Source organism: bacterium (assembly GCA_020444325.1).
In the GTDB taxonomy this organism is placed as follows: Bacteria; Bacteroidota; Ignavibacteria; order SZUA-365; family SZUA-365; genus BM516.
On the sequence record JAHLLD010000015.1, the window covers coordinates 70,741 to 97,591 of the forward strand.

The 26,851-nt window shown below is 56.5% G+C and carries 10 protein-coding genes; 9 read left to right on the forward strand and 1 reads right to left on the reverse strand.

Annotated elements, in window-relative coordinates; all coding sequences use genetic code 11:
- Nucleotides 1–264: 264 nt before the first annotated feature.
- From KQI65_16325 to KQI65_16345, 5 genes are all read left to right on the forward strand, one after another.
- Nucleotides 265–6,948, forward strand: a complete 6,684-nt coding sequence (locus KQI65_16325; protein ID MCB2206311.1) for a hypothetical protein — start codon at nt 265–267, stop codon at nt 6,946–6,948.
- 153 nt (nt 6,949–7,101) lie between these two features.
- A complete protein-coding gene (locus tag KQI65_16330) occupies nt 7,102–7,713 on the forward strand; it encodes a helix-turn-helix domain-containing protein (protein ID MCB2206312.1) in 612 nt (203 codons plus the stop codon).
- 48 nt (nt 7,714–7,761) lie between these two features.
- Nucleotides 7,762–10,782 (forward strand): VWA domain-containing protein, encoded by a 3,021-nt coding sequence (locus KQI65_16335; GenBank protein ID MCB2206313.1) that lies wholly within the window; start codon nt 7,762–7,764, stop codon nt 10,780–10,782.
- 93 nt (nt 10,783–10,875) lie between these two features.
- The gene (locus tag KQI65_16340) at nt 10,876–13,911 is read left to right on the forward strand and encodes a VWA domain-containing protein (GenBank protein ID MCB2206314.1); all 3,036 of its coding nucleotides are present in this window, start codon (nt 10,876–10,878) and stop codon (nt 13,909–13,911) included.
- Between the two features lie 300 nt (nt 13,912–14,211).
- Nucleotides 14,212–14,643: a hypothetical protein gene (locus KQI65_16345; GenBank protein MCB2206315.1), complete on the forward strand. Its 432-nt coding sequence runs from the start codon at nt 14,212–14,214 to the stop codon at nt 14,641–14,643.
- A 235-nt stretch (nt 14,644–14,878) separates the two neighbouring features.
- On the opposite strand, the gene KQI65_16350 is transcribed toward KQI65_16345, so the two are convergent.
- Complete coding sequence (locus KQI65_16350) at nt 14,879–17,680, reverse strand: outer membrane beta-barrel protein (protein ID MCB2206316.1); 2,802 nt, start codon at nt 17,678–17,680, stop codon at nt 14,879–14,881.
- Nucleotides 17,681–17,985: 305 nt separating this feature from the next.
- On the opposite strand from KQI65_16350, the gene KQI65_16355 reads away from it, so the two are divergent.
- From KQI65_16355 to KQI65_16370, 4 genes are all read left to right on the forward strand, one after another.
- A complete protein-coding gene (locus tag KQI65_16355) occupies nt 17,986–21,921 on the forward strand; it encodes a VWA domain-containing protein (GenBank protein MCB2206317.1) in 3,936 nt (1,311 codons plus the stop codon).
- A gap of 197 nt (nt 21,922–22,118) precedes the next feature.
- Complete coding sequence (locus KQI65_16360; protein ID MCB2206318.1) at nt 22,119–22,988, forward strand: outer membrane protein assembly factor; 870 nt, start codon at nt 22,119–22,121, stop codon at nt 22,986–22,988.
- A gap of 14 nt (nt 22,989–23,002) precedes the next feature.
- A complete protein-coding gene (locus tag KQI65_16365; GenBank protein ID MCB2206319.1) occupies nt 23,003–24,946 on the forward strand; it encodes a hypothetical protein in 1,944 nt (647 codons plus the stop codon).
- Nucleotides 24,947–24,949: 3 nt separating this feature from the next.
- A complete protein-coding gene (locus KQI65_16370; protein ID MCB2206320.1) occupies nt 24,950–26,842 on the forward strand; it encodes a hypothetical protein in 1,893 nt (630 codons plus the stop codon).
- The last annotated feature ends 9 nt before the right edge of the window (nt 26,843–26,851 follow it).

The following is a 26,851-nucleotide window of genomic DNA, read 5'->3' on the forward strand; positions in this document are numbered from 1 at the left end:
AATGAAAGCTCACAGCTCAATGAAAGCTCACAGCTCAATGAAAGCTCACAGCTCTTTGAGGCACAGTGGAACAGACACCTTCGCGATAAAGGAAGCATGACAACATGGACGCCGGATCGGGATTTCTCGTGTGGCCCGCCCGGTCGTCTCTATCAGTAAATGCAGCGATTGTGCTGAGGGAACCGCCTCTGTCGCACAATTATGTGCATCTGCTTGCAATGATACACCACTAGACATCTTTCACAGTGAATTGAGGAGGAATACATGACACGATGTACCAGTTTCCTCGCGGGACTGCTGCTTTTGCTGCTGGCATTCGCTCTGCCAGCACAGGCGCAGACTGGATGGTCCGCGGGGTTTTACGAAGGTTTTCGGGCTAACCAGGCCGGAAACGGGAGCCTGTCCCTGACTTGGACGACAGGTAACCTGGGAAATACCTGGGATGAAGGGGAGTGGGTGCCATACCGGCTCCAGCTCATCAACTTCAATATCAATAATGCCGGATTTTCCGATATCACCATTTGCTACGACTTCACGAAAGGCAATCAGGATGCCCGCTTCGTCGATCTCGTGCGCGGAATCCAGATCGGAGCGGATACGAGCGGTCAGTATCACGGGTGGCCTACAGATACCCTGGGTACACTGGCTTCGCTCAATAATCTTACCGAGTTGAATATTGCGCAGAATAATAAGGGTGTCACGAGTTTCGGCAACGAGTATGTCTGGAGCAACTGGCATCTTCTCAATCTTGACACTTCTCAGGTGCACCGCGCCACGAATGGCGGTATCGGCGGTGTAGATGATTTGACGCGTTGTTTTACAATTACGCGACAGGATATCATCAACGCATATGGCGGTATCGGGAATGTCCCGAGTGGCACCGTGTACATTTATTTCAACATGCATCTGTCTCAGACCTTTGTCTGGGCAAACAGTCTGCAGAATCAGTATGATGCGCCACCAACGGATGGATGGGGTGGCTACTTGTACAATTACACAGGTTTCCCCGGGGACCAGCGCAATGGTTCCGGATATGTGTCCGGCTCTTCCGGTCACACCTACCTCACACAGGGAAACAAGACTGTTTCGATCCCGATCCCTCCCGCACCTACCGGAGAACTTTCCGGTCTGAAATGGCATGATGTGGACGGCGATCAGATTCAGGATCCGGGAGAGGCAGTTCTGGATGGCTGGCCCATCTACATCGCCTTCGTGGGTCCGACAATCATTTTCGATACGGTATACACCGACAATTCAGGACAATGGCAGGTGACCGGACTCCCGGCCTCGCCCTACCTGGTGCTTGAGGAAATTGCGGCTGCACCTACGACAGGACTTTCTTCCGGCTACACGCTGGCTGCACCGGCGTTTGCGCAGACCCCGCCTTCGACGTGGGAACAGACGTATCCGGACAATGCTTCCACTGCTGGAACGGCTTCCGGTGTCGTGTCGCCTGCATCACTAGTGGCGATGGGAACCGGTCCGTTCGCCTGGGAACTGCAGATCGATACCATCACCGTGTTCGGTGATCTTGATTTCGGTAACTACATCCCCGCTCCGATTTGCGCGGTCTTCCCGATGGACACCACAATATGCGATGGCTCGCAGGTTACCCTCACCGCACAGCGTATTGCACAGGGAACGCCGCCGTACACATACGCGTGGACGGGTCCCAACAATTTCACAGCGAATACACAGAGCATCGTTGTCCCGGCGTCTGCTGCCGGTACATATACAGTGATGCTGACGGACGCCAACGGTCTTACCTCCTCTGGCTGCTCCGGAACAGTGAATGTGTTCCCGATCCCGGACTTCGATATCGCGGGTGATTCCGCGGTTTGCGAGCAGACCGGCGGACATATTTACTATGCTGACTTCGATGTGAATTCCCCGCTCCCGAAGGATTCCATCGTCGCATGGAACTGGTCGATTACCGGAAATGGCAGCATCACCTCGAGCACCACGGATGATTCCGTCACCGTGATGTCCACCGGTGCAGGCAGCTTTACGCTGACCCTGATCGTGACCGACGTGTTTGGCTGCACGGAGACCGTCTCCCGTACGATCACCGTCACCGCACCTCCGGTTTGCTCGATTCAACCGCCGGGTGATGTGTGTCCGGGTTCCACCGGTAACATTTACACCGGTCCCAACGGTGCCTTCACCTATGCCTGGAGTATCAGCGGAAACGGCAGCATCAACGGCTCCACCAGCAATCAGACGGTGAGTGTGGATGTACCGAACGCGCAGGGACAGTTCACCCTTATGCTGACCATTACGGAAACCACGTTCCCGTTCTGTACCAGCACCTGCTCGCTGACAGTGGATGTGCGCGACATTACGCCGCCGGACATTCTCTGCCATGCAGATACGACCATCGAGTGCCCCGCACCGAGTCCTCTGCCGTTCACGCCTCCTACGGCGACGGACAACTGCGATCCCAACCCTGTGATCACCATACTCAGCACCGTTACCAGTCCCGGGAACTGTCCCAACGAGTACAGTGTGACCCGCACCTGGGTCGCGGTCGATAACTATAACAATGCTGATACCTGTTCCCAGACCATCTTCGTCGAAGACAACACGCCTCCTGTCGTGACCGCGGCATCTGACCTCACGGTCCAGTGCGACGGTAACGGCAACCAGGCTGCACTCGCTGCATGGCTCGCCAGTCATGGTGGTGCCACAGCCAACGATGCCTGCGGCGGCGTAACCTGGAGCGATAACTTCAGCGGTCTGTCCAACCTCTGCGGCGCCACCGGCGCGGCGACGGTGACGTTCTACGCCACCGACGACTGCGGCAATGTGGATTCCACCACCGCGACATTCACCATCGAGGATACCGTGCCGCCGACGATTACGACCGCGGCGCAGGATACCACGGTCGAGTGCGATGGCTCGGGCAACACGACGGATCTGAACAACTGGCTGAACAACAACGGCGGCGCTGTCGCCAGTGACATCTGCAGCGGTGTGACCTGGAGCAACAACTTCAGTGGTCTCTCCAATCTCTGCGGTGCCACCGGCGCGGCAACGGTGACCTTCTACGCGACGGATGATTGCGGCAACGTGGATTCCACGAGCGCAACCTTCACGATCCAGGACACCACGCCGCCGCTCGTAACCTCCGCATCCGACACGACTGTCGAGTGTGACGGAAACGGAAATACCACGGATCTGAACAACTGGCTGAACAACCATGGCGGCGCCACGGCCAGCGACGATTGTTCAGACTTTACGTGGACGAATAATTACAATGCACTCAACTTCGTGCCTGGCTGCGGCGGCAGCGGTCATGTCGATGTCACGTTCTACGCGACCGACGACTGCGGCAACGTCGACTCCACCACGGCACGCTTCACCATCGTGGATACCACGCCTCCCGACATCACCGTTGCGGCGCAGGATACCACGGTCGAGTGCGACGGTCAGGGCAACACCACCGACCTGAATAACTGGCTCGCCAATATCGGCGGCGCAGTTGCCAGCGACGTGTGCTCCGACTTCGACTGGACGAACAACTACAACGCACTCAACTTCGTGCAGCGCTGTGGCGGCACGGGCTTTGTCGATGTCACGTTCTACGCAACGGATGACTGTGGCAATGTCGATTCCACCTCCGCGCGCTTCACCATCATTGACACGACGCCGCCGGACATCACTGTCGCAGCACAGGATACCACGGTCGAATGCGATGGCTCGGGCAACACGACGGATCTCAGTAACTGGCTGGCGCATTTTGCCGGTGCTGTTGCGAGTGACATCTGCTCCGACTTCAGCTGGTCGCACAATTACGATGCGAACAACTTCGTACCTGGTTGCGGTGGCAGCGGTTATGTGGACGTTACGTTCTACGCGACCGATGTCTGCGGCAATGTTGATTCCACCACCGCACGTTTCACCATCGTTGATACCACGCCACCTGACATCACTGTCGCGGCGCAGGACACGACGGTCGAATGTGACGGCAATGGAAATACGACCGACCTGAATAACTGGCTCAATAACCATGGCGGAGCCGTTGCCAGCGATATCTGCTCCGGCTTTGCATGGACGCACAGTTACGATCCGAACAATTTCGTGCCTGGTTGCGGTGGCAGCGGTTACGTCGACGTCACATTCTACGCGACGGACGACTGCGGCAATGTGGATTCCACTTCCGCACGCTTCACCATCGTTGATACCACACCGCCGACTGTTACCGCAGCATCCGACACCACGGTTGAATGCGATGGCAACGGCAACACGACGGATCTGAACAACTGGCTCAATAATAACGGTGGAGCCACGGCGACCGATGTCTGCTCCGACTTCACCTGGTCGAACAATTACAACGCACTCAACTTCGTGCCTGGCTGCGGCGGCAGCGGTCATGTCGATGTCACGTTCTACGCGACCGACGACTGCGGCAATGTCGACTCCACCACGGCACGTTTCACGATCGTGGATACCACACCGCCTGACATTACTGTCGCGGCACAGGATACGACGGTCGAATGCGACGGTCAGGGCAACACCACCGACCTGAACAACTGGCTCGCCAATATCGGCGGTGCGGTTGCCAGCGACGTGTGCTCCGACTTTGCATGGACCAACAACTACGATCCCAACAGGTTTGTCCCGGGTTGCGGTGGCAGCGGTTACGTTGACGTGACCTTCTACGCAACTGACGACTGCGGAAACGTGGATTCCACTTCCGCACGCTTCACCATCGTCGATACTACTCCGCCGGACATCACCGTGGCGGCACAGGATACGACGGTTGAATGTGACGGTTCCGGAAACACGGCCTCGCTGAACAGCTGGCTTGCCAATATCGGCGGCGCAGTTGCCAGTGACGTCTGTTCGAACTTCGCATGGACGAACAATTACGATCCCAACAACTTCGTTCCGGGTTGCGGCGGCAGCGGCTACGTAGACGTCACGTTCTACGCGACCGATGACTGCGGCAATGTGGATTCCACGTCCGCACGCTTTACCATCGTCGACACCACGCCGCCTGATATTACGACGGCTGCGCAGAACAAGACGGTCGAGTGTGACGGTCAGGGCAATCCGGCTGACCTCAACGCATGGCTCGCCAGTAATGGTGGCGCCGTGGCGAGCGACGTCTGCTCGAACTTCACGTGGAGCAACAACTTCACAGGTCTGAGCGATGATTGCGGCGAAACCGGCAGCGCGACGGTGACCTTCTATGCCACTGACGACTGCGGCAACGTCGACTCCACTTCCGCGACGTTCACGATTGTCGATACGACGCCGCCTTCGATTTCGGCCGGTGTCATTGGCACCTGCTACGATACGGAGGCTCTCGCTGAAGCCGCAGCTATTGCTGCAACGACTTCCAGCGACGTCTGCAGCGGTGTAACGCTCAGCGCCAACACCGTTGGTGACTGCAACGCGGTCATCACCGTGTACGCAACGGACGATTGTGGCAATGTCGACTCCGTCATGTACAACACGACCATCGACGGCACCCCGCCGGTGTTCACGTATGTGCCGAATGACACGACCATCGCATGCACCGAGACCCCGGTGTTCGGTACGCCAACGGCGACCGACAACTGCGGTGTCCCGACGATCATGCAGGTCGGTAACGACGTCACCGTACCTGGCAACTGCCCGCAGAACTACGCAGTCACGCGTACCTGGAAGGCCGTTGACGGTTGCGGTAACGAAAGCGGACTTGTCAGTCAGACCATTACTGTCGTGGATGACGTACCGCCGGTGATCACCCCTGCAGCTGACGATACCGTCTTCTGCGGTGGTGTTATCGACTTTACGGATCCCACGTACAGCGACAACTGCGATAACGATCCTGAACTGATTGTCGTGAAGGATACCGTTGTCTGGGTGCTCGGCAAGTACATCCACACTCGCTGGTGGAAGGCTGTCGATACCTGTGGCAATGAGTCCGTCACGGTGTCTCAGAACATCATCGAACTCTGCAACGAGTTCCGTACGTTGACACAGGGCTTCTACGGTAATACCGGTGGACGGTATTGCGGGTCACTGCTCCTCTCCACGCAGGGTCTCATTGATTCGCTGTTGCAGGCACACGACACCATCAGGGTTGGTGTGCTCGGCTCCGGATCCCTTTCCATCGTAGCCGGCGACGCCGCCTGCGTGATCGGAAACCTGCCTGGTGGTGGTCCTTCCACGGCTCTTGGCCATGATTACCATTACGGAAACAACTGTAATATCATTCCTGGCAACTTGCCGCTGAAGAACGGCCGCTTCCGGAACTCCCTGCTGGCTCAGACGGTTACTCTCGCTCTGAACCTCAGGTTGGATACCCTGCTCGGCACCAGTTTCTTCCTGCCGCCGCCCAACACGCCCTGGATGCGGACGGAAGGTGCCGACTATATGAACGGTATCTGCGGTGACAATGACGACATGCCCGACAGCACCTTTATCAATGTCTACTTCCCGCCGAATGTCCTGACCTATCTCGGTTCGAACGGACTCAACGTCACCCCGTTGGATCTGCTCGATCTCGCGAACCAGGCGCTGGCTGGAGCAACGTTCGCAAACATCTCCTACGCGGATATCGCGCAGGCCTGTGATGCGATCAACAAGGGCTTTGATGAAGCGCGCTTCGTCGTCGGCTTCTACGCCGTACCGCCTCCCAAGGCGATCCGACCCGATCTGCGTCCGAGTGGTTTCTCGCTCAGTCAGAACCACCCGAACCCCTTCAACCCGACGACAACGATCACCTACAGCCTGCCGGAGCGCAGCACCGTGTACCTCGCGGTCTACAACTCCCTCGGCAAGGAGATCTCCGTCCTAGTTGATCAGGTCGCATCGGCCGGCACGCATGCGGTTGTGTGGGACAGCCAGTCCGTCGAAGGCACTTCGACCTCCGGTCTGTTCTACTACCGTATCGTCGCCAGGGGCGAAAGCGGCGCAGTCTTCCATGACCAGAAGAAGATGCTGCTGGTGAAATAACCCGCATATCTTCTCACGACACGGACACCCCGTCCCCCGGCTTCGCGCAGAGGGACGGGGTGTCCCTTTTTATCAGGGATCATTCCATACCGGATGCATTCCAGACCGGATGCGTTCCAGACTTGAGTCCGCTACCCCGGCAGAGATACATTTATGCAGAAACTGCATATTCACTATTCATGGGAGAATGCGATGAGCAGCGAAAAACAACACGACGCAACACCGGCAGCAGAAGAAGAGATGGTGGACGATCATGGTACGCTGATCGAAGATGAACTCGATCCCGTTTTCATGCAGATGATGGCGGAAAGCGAACCACAGCACACCGACCCCCGCGCTGTCATCAGCTGGCTCACGCGGCTGCGGGAACGCAGGGGCTGCACGCAGGCGATGCTGGCAGAAATGTCCGGGCAGACGCAAAGCGCCATCTCGCGGCAGGAAAACGGTGACGATGCGTTGCTGAGCATTGAGGAAGTCAATGCATACATTCGCGGACTCAACATGAGCTGTACGTTGCGCATCTACGATGACAGCATGCCGATGGATATTCAGATCAATCGCACGTTGTTGGAGCTCATGCGCCTCTGCACGCGTCTGCATCGCCTGCTGACCATGTTCGGTGGACATGACAGCGTGCTTGACGAGATTGACACCTTCCTTGCCGGTGCGATATCCCCGATGTATCTCGAAGCGCTCGATGCCGGTGAACTGCAAGAGGATAGCGTATATGGTGTCATGCATATGGAACTTGCTCCCGGTGCGTGACATTGTGGTCTTTTATCGTATCTTTCGGGGTACGGAGGAAAGACCATTATGCAACGAAACATGTGCACAGGCACCGCGCAGGGGCTGACGCGGTGGCTTTCGTATCTGCTGCTATCAATCGGACTGGCTGCCGCCGGCAACTATGCGACTGCGCAGCCGGCGATGGAAATCACGCGGGTCAATCTCACCTGGCCCGATGTCGAAGTGTTTTTCCGCACGAGCTGTTCACATTATCTGGATTTCAGATTCGACCGGCAGAATCTGCAGATCTTCGACCAGGGGAATGAATTACGCAGCTTCGATCTCGAGTGTCCCGATCAGACGCAGCACTGTCCGATGTCCGTCGCTCTGGTATTTGACGGAAGTGAAAGCATGCAGGGAAGTAACGTCGCTGATGCACGCAATGCAGCCAACCGGTTTATCGGCTTCATGGACGGGATGACAGACGAAGCGACTATCATTTCGTACAACGATTCCGTCACCGTGCTGCAGACGATGAATTCAGACAAGGGGCTGCTGCTCATCGGAGCCGCATCGCTGCGGGCAGCCGGGGAAGGGCGGCTGTTGTGGGACGGTGCACGTGCAGGACTCGATGCCGTCGTATCGTATGGCATGAACAAATGCCGGGCCGTCATCCTCGTTGTGGACGGCATCGACAAGGGATCGGTGAATACGCCGCAGACCTTGATCGAGCTGGCAACAGACGAACAGATTCGGATTTTCACCGTTGCGATGAGTTCCGTAGTCCGTACCCAGGAACTGCAGCTAATCGCAGAGCGCACCGGGGGTGGGTTTTTCCTTGTAACGCCACAGCTGAGTCTCAATGATATTGTCAGTGAAATCTCCACCGCAATCATGGTCGGTTTCGGGGAGTGCAGGCTCGCATACACCGCGGATTGTGCTGACGGACTACCGCATGAAATTCGTATTTCCACCCTGCTGACCAGCTGTAATGCCGTAGTCGCGGATTCCGTCATGTATACGGCACCATTGGATATTTCGACGCGGAAGGATCTGCGTCTCGGGTTTGAAGACCGGACAGGATACGGCGAGGCTGAACTCGAGGTGCCGCTTGAATTGCGGACACCATTGACAGGCAAGGTCATACCACCAATGCTGTTTACGTTGAAGACCGATGGCAGCTGTCTCAATATCATGGGTGTGACATTCGACAGCAGTGATCTGTGGTCACCTGCTTCAGTGGTTGCACAGCCTACCGAGTCAGGGTTGCGCGTCGTCGTCAACGAGCCCGTGCTCGTCCATGGCTCCGGTGCTTTGCTCAGAGTACGTGTCCGTCTCCGCGATGTCAATGACACAACCTGCTGCAGCCTGCGCATCGAAAACGTGAACCTGGCCTATGGCTGTCTCCAGCCTGTGATAGAAGAAGGAACATTCTGTATCATCCCACGACGTGCCCGCATTGACTGCAGTATTGATGCTCCGGCAAGCCTGCAATGGGATGATCTTCAGGATATCTATGTCCCTGCCAAAATTCGGGTGACCGCACGTTTCACCAACTATGGGACTCAGACCGCATCCGATCTGCGCTACACGCTGGAGTATGATACCTCCGCTATCGCGTCCATCGAACCGACCTCGCCACTGCGCGATATTCCTAAGCAAATTCTACCGGGAGATACCGTTGAGGTACACTGGGACCTCCTTCCCCGTCACGTGCGCGAGGAGGTGACGACGTTGATCTGCATCGAAGCGGAAGCATTGAACGCCGGGGATGCACGCTGCTGTGCTGATGTGCTCATCGAGCAGGCACGGCGCGATGTCTCGTGCACACTCGAAGTCCCGCCGCTGCGTGCGGATACGCTCGCCGGTGTTTACAAGCCGCAGCCGCTTACAGTGACAGCTACAGTGAAAAATGAGGGACAGGACAACCTCCAGGGCATCGCGGCGAAAATCTTTTTCGTGTCCTCTCTCGACCTTGCAGGCGCCGATGCGCCCGACAGATATCGCAAGGCGCTGACTCCCACATGGCTGGCGCCGGGCGATTCGAGCTCCGTGCAATGGGAAGTGGCCGTGCAGCCACCATTGCCGTCTGCAGAAGTGCATGCCCTCGTACGCGTGCAGATTTCCACACTGCACGGTGACAGCACAGAAGCCTCATACGTCGTGCGCATTCCGGCGATGAAGACACCGTTCAGAATTGCACTGTCCACCGACGACCCTCTCGAATTCTGCGAAGGCGACATGTGCCGGCTGGATGCCGGTAAGGGATACGCGGCCTATGCCTGGTCGACCGGAGAGCGGACGCGAAGCATCATTGTCAGGCAGAGCGGCAGCTATTCCTGCAGCGTCCAGGAGAATGGAGGCCGCTGGGGACATTCCGACACGCTGGAGGTCCTCGTACGTCCACGTCCCGAACCACGGTTGACGACACGCGGGAGCAACCCGATCTGTGAGGGTGACACCATCATACTGAGCACTGCGCGATCGTATGCCTCGTACCTGTGGTCAAACGGTTCGACCACATCGGAGTTAAAGGTGACTCGAACAGGCATGTATTCCGTGTCCGTTACCGACAGCACAGGCTGCAGCGGGCGATCCGATACACTCGCCGTCGCGGTGGTACCAGTCGCCGCTGTTCCCGCCATAACGCGGAACCTCGATGTTCTCACCTGCACGCGGGCTGTGCGCTATCAATGGCGCCTGAACGGTGTGGATATCCCCGGAGAGACGAATCAGTTCCTCGCACTCGACCGTACAGGCTCGTATTCCGTCATGATTACCGACAGTAATGGCTGCACCGCGGTGTCAACGCCGTATGACGTCTCCGTCCTTGATCTGGATGATGCTGTTGCTCCGCAGGCGCAGGTCGATGTCTATCCGAATCCTTCCACAGGGAATATGACCGTTGTGCTGCGAAATATGCAGAACCTGCATATTTCCATGTATGACATGCTGGGACGCTGCGTGTGGCAGGAGGTTGTCCACGATGCCAAACCCCAAACACCGCTGACCTTGCCTTTGGCTGGGCGTCCCTCCGGAGTATATCTTTTGCGGATCAATGCTGATGGAAAGCAATACCTGAAATGTCTCGTTGTGCAACGACCCTGAGTTCTGCGGGTACCGTTCGCACGACAGGCATTGTCTGGAAATGTAACTAATCTCCTCGCAGGGGTTTATATAAGAAATACGGAGGTACCTACCATGACAACTTGTGCACGCATGGTCCGAGCCGGCAAAGGGATTGTCCGGTTCGCGACCACAATTTCTGTTTTGTTCATCACAGCATTTTTTTTCATTGCTGGGAGCATCCCCGCGCAGGCCCAGCTTAACCTGAATTTCAAGCGGGTGAGCGTGAACTGGCCGACCGTCGATTGCTATTTCAGTGTCGTCTGCAATGGGACGCCAGCGTACGGCATGATGAAAAGCGATTTCGAACTCTACGACAATGGCCAGGAGATACAGAATTTCAGCCTGACCTGTCCCGCACCCATGAGCCGCTGTGCGCTTTCTACCGCGCTGGTTTTCGATGCGAGCGGCAGCATGACCGGTGTCGGCAATGCTGCCGCTATCTCAGCAGGACGCGCATTCGTTGATGTCATGGATGGAGTCGTGGACGAAGCAACCGTCATGTATTTCAACCAGGATGTCACCGTGATGCAGCAGATGACAACCTTGAAACCAATGCTTTACGCTGCAATAGATAATCTCCCCGCCAGCGGACAGACCGCGATGTGGGATGGCGCCTTCGACGGGGTGATCGAACTGATCAATAACGGCATCAATGATTGCCGGGCAGTCATCCTGCTTTCGGACGGATACGACAACAGCTCGCAGCATTCCATGCAGGAGATCGCGGATCTGGCCGCAAGCAACCGAATACGTGTCTACACTGTGGGGCTTGGCAGCTCGGTTCCCGTCACCCAGTTGGAACAGCTCGCACTGCAGACGGGTGGGCGATTCTATAATGTTGCGAATCCGAACATGCTGCCGGAAGTGTACCGGGAGATTTCCACCATCATGCTGATGGGATTCCAGGAATGTCGCATCACATATGACGCGACATGCGGTGACGGACAGCAGCATGCCGTCGAGCTGCACATGCCTGCATTCTGCTCCGGATCCGATGTGAAAACGCGTACATACCGCGCGGCGCAGGATTCCACGACGTATACGCCGCTGGCGGTAAGTATTCCGGATACCGCCGGATTTTCCGGCAATACGCTGTCCATTCCCCTCACACTCGAAACGGATCTGGATGGTGCGACGCTCCCTCCATTCAGCTTCACCGTGGAGACTTCGCAGTCCTGTTTTTCTCATCTGAGTTTTGCCATCCCTGCCGGTTCGCTGCTTGAAGGAGTTCCCGTCAACGTTTCACCGGTCAACGGCGGCGTGCGGATGTGGACAACCGAACGTGTGACGCTTGACGACCCGGGTACACTGATGGAACTGCGGCTCACACTGGCGACTGTGCAGGATACAACATGCTGCGATGTAGTGATCAGGGATGTGCAGTTCCTGGAAAACTGTTATCGTCTTGAACTGCAGGGTGGACGTGTCTGCGTCTATCCTCGCCTGCCGGAAGTGTTCTGTGATCTGGATTACCCGGATGGCGTGCGCTGGTATGATTCCATGAAGAAATATCAACCCGATCCCTTTACCATCAAGATGATGGTGTTCAACACAGGCAACGCAGCGGCGGAGAACGTCCGCTATCGTATCACCTATGACTCGACAGTGGTGACGCGTGTTGCACCGCAGAGTGATACGCAGTATGGCACACCCGCGGAGATTCAGGTAAGCGGCATGGGGGTCGCCGAATGGCAGATGACACCGGTGTATCGCAGCACGGACGATTCGACACTCATCTGCGTTGAAGCCATGTTCGACAACCACCGCACGATCACATGCTGTACGAAGCTGTTTATCGCCGGTGCGGACGCCAGTCTGCGATGCATCATTACCGCGGAGGACATCCATGTGGATTCGACGCAGCAGTTGTATACGCCCGAGCCGTTCCAGCTCTCAGCTGCCGTGACGAATCACGGGCCATCACCGCTTTCCAACGTGACATCTCAGATCGTTCTTCCGCCGGAGCTCAAACTCGCCGGCACGGATGCTCCGGACAAGTACATCAAAACGGTTCTCCCATCCACGATAGCAGCGCAGACAACCGGTATCGTCGGCTGGGAGCTGGCTCCTGAACTTCCATATCCCGTGCAGGCACTGGATGTGCCCGTCATCGTCCGCACGGTCTCCGATCAGACGGATACGAGTGAGTGCAGCATCAACGTACATATCCCGGCAATGGCATTTCCCTTCGCTTTCGCACTGACTGCGGATGGCCCTCTCACTATCTGTGAAGGCGAATCCGTGACGCTGGATGCGGGTGAAGGGTACCGCAGCTATATCTGGTCGAATCACGAGGTCAGCCGTACCATCACAGTGCAGAGCGCGGGTACGTACTGGTGCCGTGTCATTGAGAAGACAGGACTGATCGGCTACTCCGACACAGTCACCGTTACCGTGCGTCCCGCACCCGCGCCGGCCATTCAGATTATCGGATCGAATCCGCTTTGTGAAGGTGACACGCTGACCTTGTCGGCGGATCCGGGGTATGTCTCATACCAGTGGAACACCGGTGAGGACACGCGTGCCATTCAGGTGACGAAGGGCGGACTCTATTCCGTGGTCGTGACGGACGCGGACGGCTGTGTCGGCGGAAGCGAGCCTGTGCAGGTGAACATGCTTCCCGCTCCGGCAAAGCCGTTCATAAACAGAACCGGTGATCTGCTTTCATCGACACCGGCTGCCAGCTACCAGTGGCTCCGAAACTATGTCCCCATTCCCGGAGCCACCGGGCAGGAATATCAGTTGAGCGAACTTGGTGCATACGTCGTCGAGATCACGGACAGCAACGGGTGTACGGCGCGGTCAAATGTCATCCAGGTCTCCGTGCTTGACGCCCGAAAACTCCCGGCTGCCATCGAAGCCCTGGATCTCTATCCGAATCCGGCCAGTGGACAGGTGACACTGTATCTGCGCCTGCCTTCACCGGGGTACGCGCTTGCCGAAGTGCATGACCTGCTTGGTCGACGTATTCTGCAACAGCGCCTGCGGGTGGGCATTAACGGAGTGCGTGCCACGTTGAATGTTGAAGGACTTCAGCCCGGTATGTATTTCGTACGTGTCAGTTCGGCCGGAAGCAGCGTCGTGCGCCGCCTGATGCTTACGCAATAACACGACAAACGGCTGTCGCGATATCTGCGGCAGATTTTTCCATATTCTTTTCAAAAACGCCACTCCGGTCTTCGAGACTGCTTTCGGGGTGGCGTTTTCCATTAATCTGTAAGGATTCCGTACTAGTACCTATGAAAATGGGTGCTACTACCTATTGTCTCCGGGCTTGCTTTTTCGTGTCTTGTACACAGGTCAAACAAGCAAACAAACAAGTCTTATCTGACTGTCCTGTGTCAACGCAGGCATGGGGGAGGGGAATCAGTGAGACTGTCGTCAATAACCTCTTGAAAGGAGGACGAGATGAAAACCCGGATGATGATGACTGCGATCCTTGGTGTCCTCTTGATACCCGTTGTCCTGACAGCGCAGCCGCGCTTTGTCGAGGAAGATATTGTTGTGCAAAGCTGTGATGGCGACATTCGCATTTCTGACATGGCACTCGAACTGCGTGACTACGTACTCGTGGTGGAAAGTGCCGAGGAAGGACTGATCAATCTGCGCGACTACGACGCAGGTGTGACAGCGACACTCGATCTTCGCAATAAGAAGTGTTTCTGTCTCAGTGTGTTCGATGGTGAGCAGGAAATGAAGGTCCATTGCTGCTGGAAGGATGTGCGTGTGCCTCAGCACGCGGATATCTGGAACAAGCTCACAGATCACGATCGCGCATTTTTTGGCCGGACGGCACTGCACAATTCGCTGATCGCGGCACTGCAGAACGAAGTGCAGTAATACAGATTCTCGAGGTGCCCCTGGAAGGAGGCAGGGGGAGGAGAGGTGCCAGGTGAGAAGGAGGGCTTTCGGTGAGCAGGAGGATTCCTTTAGAGGAGGAAGGTGTGGGAGTGGAGTGAACAGATGAACGAGAAAGAAGGCCGTAAGCAGGCAGGCGCTTACGGCCTTCTTTTATATACAGTGGGGAAGCGGAGGGGAAGGGTCCTGTGACCCCGTCATGTCTCCCTGCGCGAATTCAACGCACGAATTGCCGAAGATTCCAGGTGAAGGTCAAGAGTACGTAACGCTGAATCACATTGCTGCGTGTGTCTTCGATGTAGACGTCAGTAATGTTGCGCGCGATGCTGTTGTTCTGTCCGAGTACATCATAAATCGTCAGCCGAAGCTCTCCCATGTCATTTGGAAGGAATTTCTTGCCCAGGCTGATATTCCAGAGCAGATAATCATCGTCGTACGCATCCGAGAGTCCATCATAGAACTGATGAGCGAGGTCGGTGTTGAACACGAAGCCGCCCCACATGATCCAGTTGAAGCGGAGCCGCGTGTCGACGGACAGGTAATCCGTATTCGACAGTGATTGCACGGAATTCTCCACCCAGTTGTACTGGGCAGTGCTGCTGAGTGTAAAGTCGAGGTCGGGGCTGATGTTGCTGCTCAGGACAGCTCCGAGGCCCGTACTCCGCGTCAGGGAGTTATTGGCGACCCCGTTGATGCGTCCCGGCGTATTGTTGACTGTCATCCTCAGATTCAGGTTGAGATTGGATTTGAGCAGGGGCAGGGGACGTCCGTAGGTCATGAAGCTGCGCAGCGTGTACTGTCCGCTCAGGTTCTCCGGACGAGAAATCTGCGTGCCGGCGGCCAGAGGAACGCCGAAGACCGCAGTGTCCTGTCGCGCGATCACCGTATGCGTGCCGATGTAATCATCTGTCGTTGACGCCATGGCGAAGACGAAGAAGTATGATGAATTCATCAGATCGGTGGCAGAATAGCGCATGCCTGCGAAATGTGTAGCACTCTGATCAAGGCCTGGATTCCCCAGGGAAAGAAGCAGGGGATTGCTGTTGTCAAGGACGTCCTGCAACTGATCCACGCTCGGCGGGGAGGTCATGCTGCGATAGAAGAAATGCAGGTTCTTGCTGCGGGATATTTTCCACCGGCCGCGTGCGAAAGGAAGGACATTGCCAAAGCTGCGTTCAAGAGAGTTTACATAGGGATACTGCTGGTCGTTGTTTAACGTCGACCATTGATAGCCGATGTTTGCGGACAGCTCGAGATCGTCATTCTCATAGTTAAGTCCCGCGCTTGCATTCTGTCTCAGATACTGGTTGGCAAATTCATTACTCAGAGTGGTATTGAGCACATCGTTCGCAAGCGCCAGATCACGGTCCCATGTCTTCTTGTCCGAAGTGTTTTCACTGTACGCAGCGTCGTGCTGCAGCATGAGACGAAAATCGTCCGACAGCGGCTCGGTATACTGCAGGCGCGATTCCACCGACCAGCCGTCCTTCAGTAGACTTGAAACCTGGTTAATTGAATCCGTCTCAGCGGCGTTTCCGTACACCGTGTAGTCAGAGTAGAGGGTGTTGTCACCGTTGTTGCGGGAGTAGGAGTTTTCGATTCCCCAGGAAAAACTTCTGCCGGGAGTGGCGAAGCGCCGGCGGTACAATAGCTCGTTGGAAAACTGCAGTCCCGCAAGATCCGAAGTAAAGTATGTGGCACTGCTGTTGAGTGCCGCATCGTTGAACATGGTCTCAGCCAGTGTCTGGCTTTTCCCATCGTTCTGCTGCAGAGTGAGCCGGGGACGCAGGAGAATGGAATTCAGGCTGTCGATGGACCAGTCGATCTTCATGTTGAGACGATGATTCATGTTTTGTGTCTTTGCCTGCTCGTCCTCATTGTACAGCTGTCCGGCGGCGTCAGGAAGAACATACTCGCGGAACAGGGAGGAGACCGCTTCGTTGTCGCTGTAATTGATGAAGTAACTGCCCGACACCTCGACGTTTTTTCCCCAGTTGTCGATGTAATTGAGTCCGAACGCATGCGTGCTGGCAATTCCATTTTGGGCATCGACGAGAAAATCGCCCGTTCCGCCGCCCATACCCGGTCCACCGCCAGGGGGACGTCCGCCCCCTCTGCCGGGACCGCGCATACCGCGGAATCCGCCTCCGCCCGACATGACCCCGAGGAGATCCTCGGAAGAGAAGTTCTGCTCGTTCACATTGTTGGACATCCCGAGCACCGACCAGCGTTGTTCACCGTTGAACAGATTGAGCGCAAAGCCTGCGCGATAGTAGTTGTTCTCTCCGTACCCGCCATACACTTTCCCGAAACGGGCATTGCGCATCGTGCGCTTGGTAACGAGGTTCATTGCTTTGCTTTCATTTCCGTCGCTGATGCCGCTGAACTGCGCCTGCTCGCTCTGCTTGTCATACACCTGCACGCGGTCAATCATTTCGGCAGGGACATTGCGCAGCACCGTGCGTGGATCGTTGCCGAAAAACGGCTTACTGTCCACCAGCACATCCTTCACTTCCTCGCCACCGGATTCGACCTTGTCACTGCTCACGGTAATTCCCGGCATTTTCCGGACGAGATCTTCCGCTGTGGCATCGGGATTGAGCTTGTAGGCCTGCGCCAGGAATTCGGATGTATCCCCTTTGAGTGTCGCCATCGGCGCCTTCCCGGTCACTTCGATCTCATTGAGCGGCACGGAGCTTTCACGCATGGGGATTTCACCGTAGTCGATTCCCTCCTCCTCCTTGATCACGGGGAGCAGAATGGTGTGATAGCCGATATAGGAAATGCGGAGCAGGTATTTGCCCGGCCGGATATGCGGAAGCATGAAGTGTCCGTCCCGTCCCGTCACCGCACCACGGACTGCAGCGGAATCCGGGAGATCAAGCAACACGACATTGGCATTCAACATGGGCTTTCCGCTTCCTGACTCCACCACCGTTCCCTGTATCCCCGTTCCCCTCGGCTGCGCTGCCGCCACTGTACCCAGAAGCATGAGTGACGCAACAATCCAGACTTTCATTTCGCGTTCCTTATAAATGGTACCATTCCCTTAGACACCCGTCAGAGTACAACGTTGAACAGCGCACTTCGCTGCTTCCGTCCCTCAACGGAGGAAATCAGTGCGTCAACATCGCACTTTTTTTCCTGGAAAAGAAGGGTTGTGATACAACCCATTTGTTGTCGGAACACTGTGTAGCCGGAACCAGCCGGCTGGTGTAGGCATCGACTGGCACATTGTGCACAGCGAGAGGGGTGTAACTTTCACTCCTCTCGCGTTTTGTAATATGCGAAAGGGACAGTCTCATCATTGCACGGAGCGACCCCATGCGCCTGTCACGAGTTTCCGGAATGCGTTTCCTGTATGCGATTCTGTTCGTTTCAGTTGTCATTCTCGGCGTGAGTACGTCGTTACATGCGCAGACCGCCGAAGTGGAGATTCACCGTGTCATCGTGAACTGGCCCGATGTGGAGATGTATTACACTGCGCGCTGTGCCGGCGTGAATCAGTACAACATCCAGCCATCGCAGATCACCGTGACCGACAGCGGACGCACGGTGAACATCCTTTCCATGAGCTGTCCCGGACTCCCCACGCCATGTCCCATGTCCGTCGCCCTCGTCGGCGATGCCAGCGGTTCCATGGCTGGTGCAGGGAATACCGCACAGAAAAATGGCTTCAATATGTTTGTCGACTCCCTCCTGGGTGGAGACGAAGCGGCCGTGCTGTATTTCAATACGAATGTCGCCACTGCGCAGTCCATGACCGGTAACAGGACTTCCCTGCACAGCGCGATCAATGGCATTCCCGCCAGCGGGGGAACAGCGCTATGGGATGGATTCTATGCCGGCCTGCAGGAAGTCATTAATAACGGGACGGGAAGCTGCCGGTCGGTCATTGTTGTCACGGACGGAAGCGACAATAATTCCTTCTTCGCCCCACAGGATCTGATCATTCCCGCAAACCAGCACCACGTGCATCTCTGCGCGATCGGACTCGGCACCGCGATCAACACGACAGAGCTCGAGATGATTACCAAGCTGACCGGCGGGAAACTGATCGTCATCAGTGACACCGCACAGTTCGCAGGTGCCATGATGGAAATACAGCATTTCATTCGGAATTACTATGAGGAATGCAGCATCACGTTGCAGACCGGGTGTCCCGACGGCAGCGTGCATAAACTTGATCTGGCCATCACCGGTGTATGCGGCACGACGGTAAGGGATACCGCGGCATTTCGTGCGCCGCTGGATACGTCCGCCTGGGTGGACATGCAGATGCATCTGACCTCGCCGCAGACTGCCGGTTATACGGAAGTGGACATGGAGCTTGTGCTCGATACCTGGTTGAATGGCGATTATTTCGAGCCTTTGGAGTTCTCCCTGAATTTCAATACGACGGCTCTTGAACTCAGGGATGTTTTCCCCTCGCCGGGTTCGCTGCTGGGACCAGTCAATGTGCAGATTATACCGACAAGCAGCGGCGCCAATATCGCTGTCAGTGGTCCGACACAGATAACGGGTACCGGTCCACTCCTGAATTTCCGCTTCTACACGAAAATCCTTCCCAATGACACGATATGTGAACCTGTCACCATCACCGATGCGAACTTCGATGCCGGGTGCTATCGTCTGCGGGAAACAAGTGGGGAGCTCTGCATACTGAAAGGACTGCCGGTCGTCTCCTGCGACATGACGGGGCAGGATAAGATGGTGTGGGACAAGGGGGCACAGGAATACGTGCCGAATCCCTTCGCCGTTTCGATGACGGTAGAGAATTCGGGCGATGCCGGGGCAACGGGCATGCGCTTCCATCTACTGTATGATACGACGGACGTTGCGTTGGTCTCTCCTGCTGTAGATACGCTGCTTGCGAATCCTTCGGTGTTGCTTCCGGGAACGCAGAGTATGGCGGTATGGCAACTGCGGGCGAAGACGCGCTTTACCAGCGACAGCATTACGCTGCGCATGGTGGCCGAATTCGACAATGCACCACCTGTGACATGCGAACACCGTGTGTTCGTACCGGCGTCTCCACTGACGCTGCAGTGCTGGATCGACTTGCCCGTGATTACCGCGGACAATGCCAATAACCGCTATTCGCCGATGCCTTTCCCGGTAACACTGACTGTAACGAATGTCGGGGGGGCGAAGACGGATTCGGTGTTTGCCACGATTATTGTTCCACCAAACCTGAAGCTGGCCGGAGCTGATGCGCCGGACAACAATACCAAGCGAGTTCTCCCGTCCATTCTTCTCCCACAGCAGAGCGGAAGTATACAGTGGATGGTTGAGCACCCGCTTACCAACCAGGCAAGGCAGTACCAGGTGACGGTGTGGGTGAAGACGGCGAATGGCGATTCTTCCCGGTGTACGGCTTTGATTACGATACCGGCTATAGATATACCGTTGCTCTCGCCAAGATGCTATGTGCCGGACTCCCTGCATTTCGATCCGGCGCTCAATATGTATACGCCGAATCCGTTCACGGTTCGGCTCACCTGTGTCAACAACGGGGAGACCACTGCAAAGAACGTTGTGGGTAAACTTGTCCTGCCACCGGATGTGGAACTTGTCAATCCGGCGGAACCGCTGACGAAAATGTTCAATCCGTCTACGCTCCCGAAACTGAAGATCGGTGATCCCATCCCGGAACTCTCCTGGGATGTCAGGTTCACGAAGCGCGCACACACCAGGATCTGCCCCGAGTTCAGGTTCGTCGTCACTGGAGAGAATTTCTCCGGAGTGGCTCTCGACTCTGTGGATGTGACCTGCTGCGTTCCTGTTCCACCGGTATTGCCCTCGTGGGCATGCGACCTGGATTTGCCGGATTCACTCGGAGTTAGTGTGACAGGCATGGATGTTGTGCCGAATCCTTTCTATATCCGCTACACGATCACAAATTCCGGACAGGAAGCTGGTGTCATCAAGCGCGTAAAACTGTACATGTCGGCGCAGGATGGACTCTCACTTGATCCGGCCTCAATCATGCCGCTGGATACAAATGTGAACGTCACGGTCGGACCAAATTCCACCGCTTCCTTCGAGTGGGCTGTGCGCGTGCAGAACCGGGACAGCCGCCGAAATCTGAAGTTTGGCGTGACCGCCTGGGATGACAAGGATGATCCCATCATGTGCGAGGACTACCTTCCCATCGCAGCGGTGGAGCGCAGCATCACCTGCACAGGAATAAGTGTCGATCAGTCTGAGCTTTGCGCTGAGGGAGGAAGCGTAATGGTTACGGCCGTGTTGCGAAATGAAGGGGCCGTGAATGTCAATGACGTGACGGCTCTCCTCGAGTGGACAGATGTCGGAGGGACGCAGTACCTGGAATTCGACCCGTCTTTTGGGGACAATGATAATCCGAAACAGTGGGGTGTCCTCTTCCCGCAGCAGAGCCGGCAATTTCGGTGGGGTCTGCGCATGAGCAGGATGAATACGGGACCGACCCCGCTGACCGTGCAGCTCACACTGCGTTATGGTGCCGCGTCCATCCCGACGACAGGAGGTGATTCGCTGTGTACGGCTACCGTCACAATCCTGCCCCTGCAGTCCGCCCCGATCATCGTTCTCGGAAACAATCCAGCCTGCGACGGTGATACTGTGGTACTCGATGCCGGGAACGGCTATGCGAGCTATAGGTGGAGTACGCAGGACACCTCGCGGCAGCTTGTCGTGACGCAGAGCGGTTCCTATCATGTGCGTCGTGTCATGGGCACGGAACCGTACTGCATGGTGCTGAGCGATACCGTTCAGATGACGTTCCATCCAAAGCCGGATGTCCCTGTCATCACACGCAACGGCAACACGCTGAGCTCCACCGCGGCTGCTACCTACCAGTGGGTGCGCAACGGGGGTGCCATTCCACTGGCAACCTCGCAGGATTACACGGCGACAGCAAATGGAGTGTACTTCGTGATTGTGACGAACGGCTTCGGCTGCACGGCATTGTCCGACACCCTGCGCGTGACACTTGTCAGTGTGGATGAACCGCTGGCCGGGAAGTTCACCGTTGATGTGTACCCGAATCCATCCCATGACGTCTTCACCCTCTCATGCACAGCAGGGAGCAGGCAGCACCTGCGACTGACGGTGCGGGATATTCTCGGCCGCGTCGTACTGGAACAGTCCATCGAACATAATGGTGTGTATACGCTGCAGCGGGTGGACCTTTCCGCGTTGCCGGATGGAATCTTTTATCTCCGACTGGAGAATGCAACAGTGCAGCACACCCGCGTGCTTCTGCTGCAGCGCGAATAATGCGCACCCAGGAGTGTGACGTGAGGACATAGTGCACGATGCACCGAAGCGTCACCATGCCGTTCGTTCCGCTTGCCACCCTGGCGGACGAACGGCGTTTTTTTTCGGAACATCGATGCGGCTGACATTGTATGCGATGAACCCTATATTACGGGTCGTTACCTGTATTCTGTACGCAATACGAGATGAGGTCGTTCATGCCGCATCGCATCGGGTTAAGTCTCCTCAGTGGAGGCAGTTGCACTGCACTTCTCCTGCTCATCGCATTCCTGTCCCAACCAGTACTTGCTCAGCAGGGGGACGAGGATGAAGGTCCACCGTATTATGACAAAGTGGTTCGCCTCAAAGACGGGACCGTGATCCGGAACGTTGAGGTTACCTGGGAACAGGAAGAGGGAGAGTATGAGCGCTATGTGATCAAATCCCGCAATGGGGAAATCGTTCGCAAGCTCCCTTCCGAAATCCTGGTTATCGAAACACATTCGCGCACATTTCTTCCGCCGGGGTACAATCCTGTCGGTATCGTCACTCCCTGCGACGACCGTCAGCGGGAAAAGCTGCCATACTTCCTCGAGCTGCGGGCCTTCGGATATCTGACCGGAGAGGATGAGTCCGACAGCCAGATCGGTATCAACAGCTTTGTGTTCGGACCAGAAGTTGCCGGTGGGTTTCGCTTCGGGGCGTTTGGTATCGGACTCGGTGCTGCGTGGTTTTCGTCGCGCGACATCAACCGTTTTCCTTTCTTCATCCATGCGCGCTATCAGCTTGCGATGACATGCTTCGCACCCTTCCTTTTTGCCCAGGCCGGGACGGTGTTTGATGATCAGAGCGGGGAGACCCTGGGTTTCGACAATCTGCTGGAAGCTGCTCCCAAACTCTTTTCCATCGGAGCGGGCATTGACTATCCGCTTTCTCCATCGCTGGATATTTCCTTCGATCTCGGGTACCGTTACATGCAGCTGCCCACCGCGGTGCTCTGTGACTGTTCGGACATCCCCGAACGCGCGGAAGCGATCTACTATAATGAAAGCCACGGACTGTTGCTCCGTCTCGGCGTGACATTCTAAGCAGGAGACAGGACATGAATTTGCGCACACATACAATGATACTACGCACCACCGCTCTCGTATTCACGGCTGTCCTGCTGCTTTCCTGCCAGTCACCGATGGAGCGTCCGCCGACCGAAGCACGCGATGTGGTCGTCCATGTGCAGACTGCGACAGGGCGTCCCATCGAACTCGTTCCCGTCGAAGTGTACGATCTCGCTGTGCCGCAGGAGCAGCGCGAAGCGCTTGATCGGGAAATGACGGATCAGGCCGGAAACAGCTATTTTCGCTTCGTGATCCCGACAACGGGAGGACGCTACCGCTTCGTGGTGGGGAATGAACAAACCGGCGTAACGACGCTCGATGCAAACCTGCTCTGCCGTGACACGCTCATGATCGTGGAGCTCGTTTCAGAGGAACTCCCCTGCAGCGGTACGATCGATCGCACGTTACGCATCGACGACGTCTGCGCCCCCCTGAGTACCGGGGAGATGTTTACCGACAGTGCCGAAGTCATATTCCGCAACGGCTGTGACGTACCGATGACATACACATTGAGCGGACCGGGAGACTCTCCGGCGCATGCGCTTTTCATTCTCGATGCGGACGGGAATATCATCACGGACCGGCCATTCACGGTGGATGCGATGGGGCAGATGACCTTGCGCGCCGTGGCCACGCCCGAAGACAGCAGCCTCCAGGTCCTGCGCTATACGCTCAGCGGTATGGGGCCGAATCAGGCAGCGGTGACCATTAACCTGACAGTGGAAATCGAAGCGCGCAACTGCAACTTCTGTACCTGTCCCGAAGATGAAATCATCATCGATTTCGGCAGCATACAGGCCGAGCCCGAAGCGGATCGCGGGGAATCCGCTGAAGTGGTTTCCATGCCCAGGAACAGCTGCCTGTATGACCGCATCGACGATCTGATCAAGCAAGCCACGCAGAATGACGTGTTCAGCGTCACTGCGCTGGAGAATCTGACTGTCCCAACCGGATCCCGCAGTTCGGTCACGGTAACCTTCCGTCCGAAAGAACAGCGCAGCTACCGCGACACCCTTCTGATCGAGCACTTCCTGCCGGAGGAACAGCGGCGTTGCACGACACGGGTTATTCTCCAGGGCGAGGGCTGTGGTCCCGCCTGCGAACTTGTGGAAGATCCCAGGTTGGTCGAGAGCGCGACTGCCCGCTACGATTTCGACATGGGCCGCGTGCGTGTATACGAAGGAGGCCGTGATCAGATTTGCTTCATGAATGTGGGGGATTGCGGTGTGCTGGAACTGGAGCAGGACTACGTGGAAACCCCCGGATTTACCGTCACCCCTTCGGCGCTTTCCATAGACGGCGGCGAAACGGGCTGCTTCAGTATTGTATTCGATGCGTCGGACGAAGTGGTCTGGCCGGATGGACACGGACAGCCGGCGAAAACACTGCATGAGATGCCGATGCTGGTGCGGGGCTGCGGTCCCAGGCGCGATATTACCGTGCATGTCATCGTCGATACGCTCCCCATCCTGTTTTCCCGTTGCATCTATCAGTGGGATCAGAACGGCAATTACGGGTACAACTTTACTCCTGTGGGCGGCAAGGGTGAGGACCGCTACGATCCGGATGCCCTGCTGGCACAGATTACCGATCTCGTTGTCATTTCCGCGCGTGCGGGCAATGATGCCGAGGTGCGCATACGCAGCGGCTGGAAACATATCAAGGATGGTGTCTCCGAGGCACAGTTCAATTACACCGACATGTCAACGGCAAGTAACGGATGGAGTATGGCGGAGTTTCGCTCCATCACCTCGGATCCATTTGATCCGGGACCGGCGGCCACGCTCGATTTTCGCTCCGTGTATTCCATCCGCATCGAACGCAACGGTGTCATCAGCTACGCCTGTGTGCGTGTGCGCGAAATCAGCATGGATCCCGATGGGAAATTCAAGCTCTGCCTCGACGTCCTGTACCCGATGATCAAGGAGAACTGAGATATGAAAACAGTATGCTCTTTCGCTGCGCTTCTTTCCTTGATGCTGCTCTCCGGATGCGGTGGCAGTGATTCGGTGGTGCAGCAGAATCGGAATTCCACGCCCCGAGGGAATCTTCCCGTGTACAATTGCAGCGTGCTCAACAGTGCGGCAGACGAATTCGCTCCAGTCGTCGCGAGTACGACGCGCGTGTTTTTTACCTCGAATCGACGACAGGAGGGCAGTAATACCTTCCTCTCCCCGGAGTACCGCTACGGTGAGGCCGTGTATGTCGTTGAGCGGAATACTGATGATAAGGTACTGCAGCTCGATAAAACAGCAGAGTGGACACGACCACTGATATTCCGCCCCGAGGTATTCGGAAAGGTCAATACCGGAACGCTGGCGATGGATGGCAAGGATGAGATGTACCTCAGCAGTGCTTCGTATATCCCGGATGCGGAAGGCGGAGCCGACCTGTTCCGCGTCTCGTCGGTTGCCGGTGCAATGAGTGCGCCACAGGCACTCGATAGGGTGAATTCTCCATGGTGGGACGCCCAGCCTGCAGTTTCCCCTGACGGGAGTCTCCTCATCTTCGCCTCCGACCGTGTGGCTGCGCAACCTTCCGTCGATGACCAGGGAAACCGTCAGCCGCAGCTCTGGCTCAGCACGAGGCAGGAGGATGGAAGCTGGGGTGCCCCGGAACTACTCCCCGCGCCGATTAACAGCGGAAAAGGGGAGATGTCGCCACATTTCGATGCGAACGGCATGCTCTACTTCGCAACGCTGCGCTGGCCCGAGCAGGGTTTCGATATCGTGAGCAGCTCGAGAAACATGAATGGGACCTGGAGTGAACCCGTGCGGCTTGCTCCTCCTGTGAACAGCGATGGGAATGACGTCTTTCCGTATGTGACGCCGGATCGACTGCAACTGCTGCTCGCATCCGATCGTCCCGGAGGCGCAGGGGGATATGACATCTGGGCGGCGGAAGTGCCTTACTGTATCAATGTCATCGCGGATGTGACGCTTCTCGAGCCTGACAACGACAACACGACGTCTTCTCGTCCCGGTGTCCAGGTCGCAATGAAAGTCATTGATGTGGAAAGTGGCAGCACCGTTCTCGAGGGACGGACAGACACGGAGGGACGTTTTGCGCCGGAGACCTGTCTGCGCGCGGGACGCAAGTACATCCTGCGCCCTGGCAACGAAGCATGTTTCCAGGCCTCAGAGCCCGTTGCCTTTACCACCCCGGTTCCTGACGCAAGCACCGCTATGGTGCCGCTCACGGTCGAACTGCGACGTCCGATGCTTCCGGAGTTCGAGGTGCTCACCGATACCATCCCGTTTTTCGTCACCGGTTACTGGTATCCGAATACCTCGACGGAACTTCAACGTCTTCGTGAACGCATGCGCGATGAGGAACTGCCGAATGCCAATTTCATCGATCTCAAGGACTATGATTACAGCTTTGCCGCCCAGCGCGTCGATCGCTGGTTTTCCCATCTTTACAGTGAAATCGAAAACATGATCGTGCCCATGCTCGACACCTGCTACACCGGTGTCGACACCCTGGTGATTTCCGTGTTGGGACATGTTGATCCGAGAGGACTCGCGTGGGGACGTTTCGATGAAGATGAAACCGTGCAGACGCAAACCATGACGGTGGCGCCGGGAACGGTCATGCAGAAGCAGGACGGAAACGTCAAGCTTTCACACCTCCGCGCATATTACACCATGCGCATGATCGACAGCGAAATGCGCAAGCGCTCCGACCGTTACGCGCTGTTGCGGGATCAGCGCCGCATCCGCATTCTTGCGGAAGGTGCCTATATCGCAGAAGACGCCGGTCGTGACATTAATGACCCTTACCAGAGAAAGTTCATCGTCAACGTCGAGGTCCGCCACGGCCATCATTGAGCGCCAGCA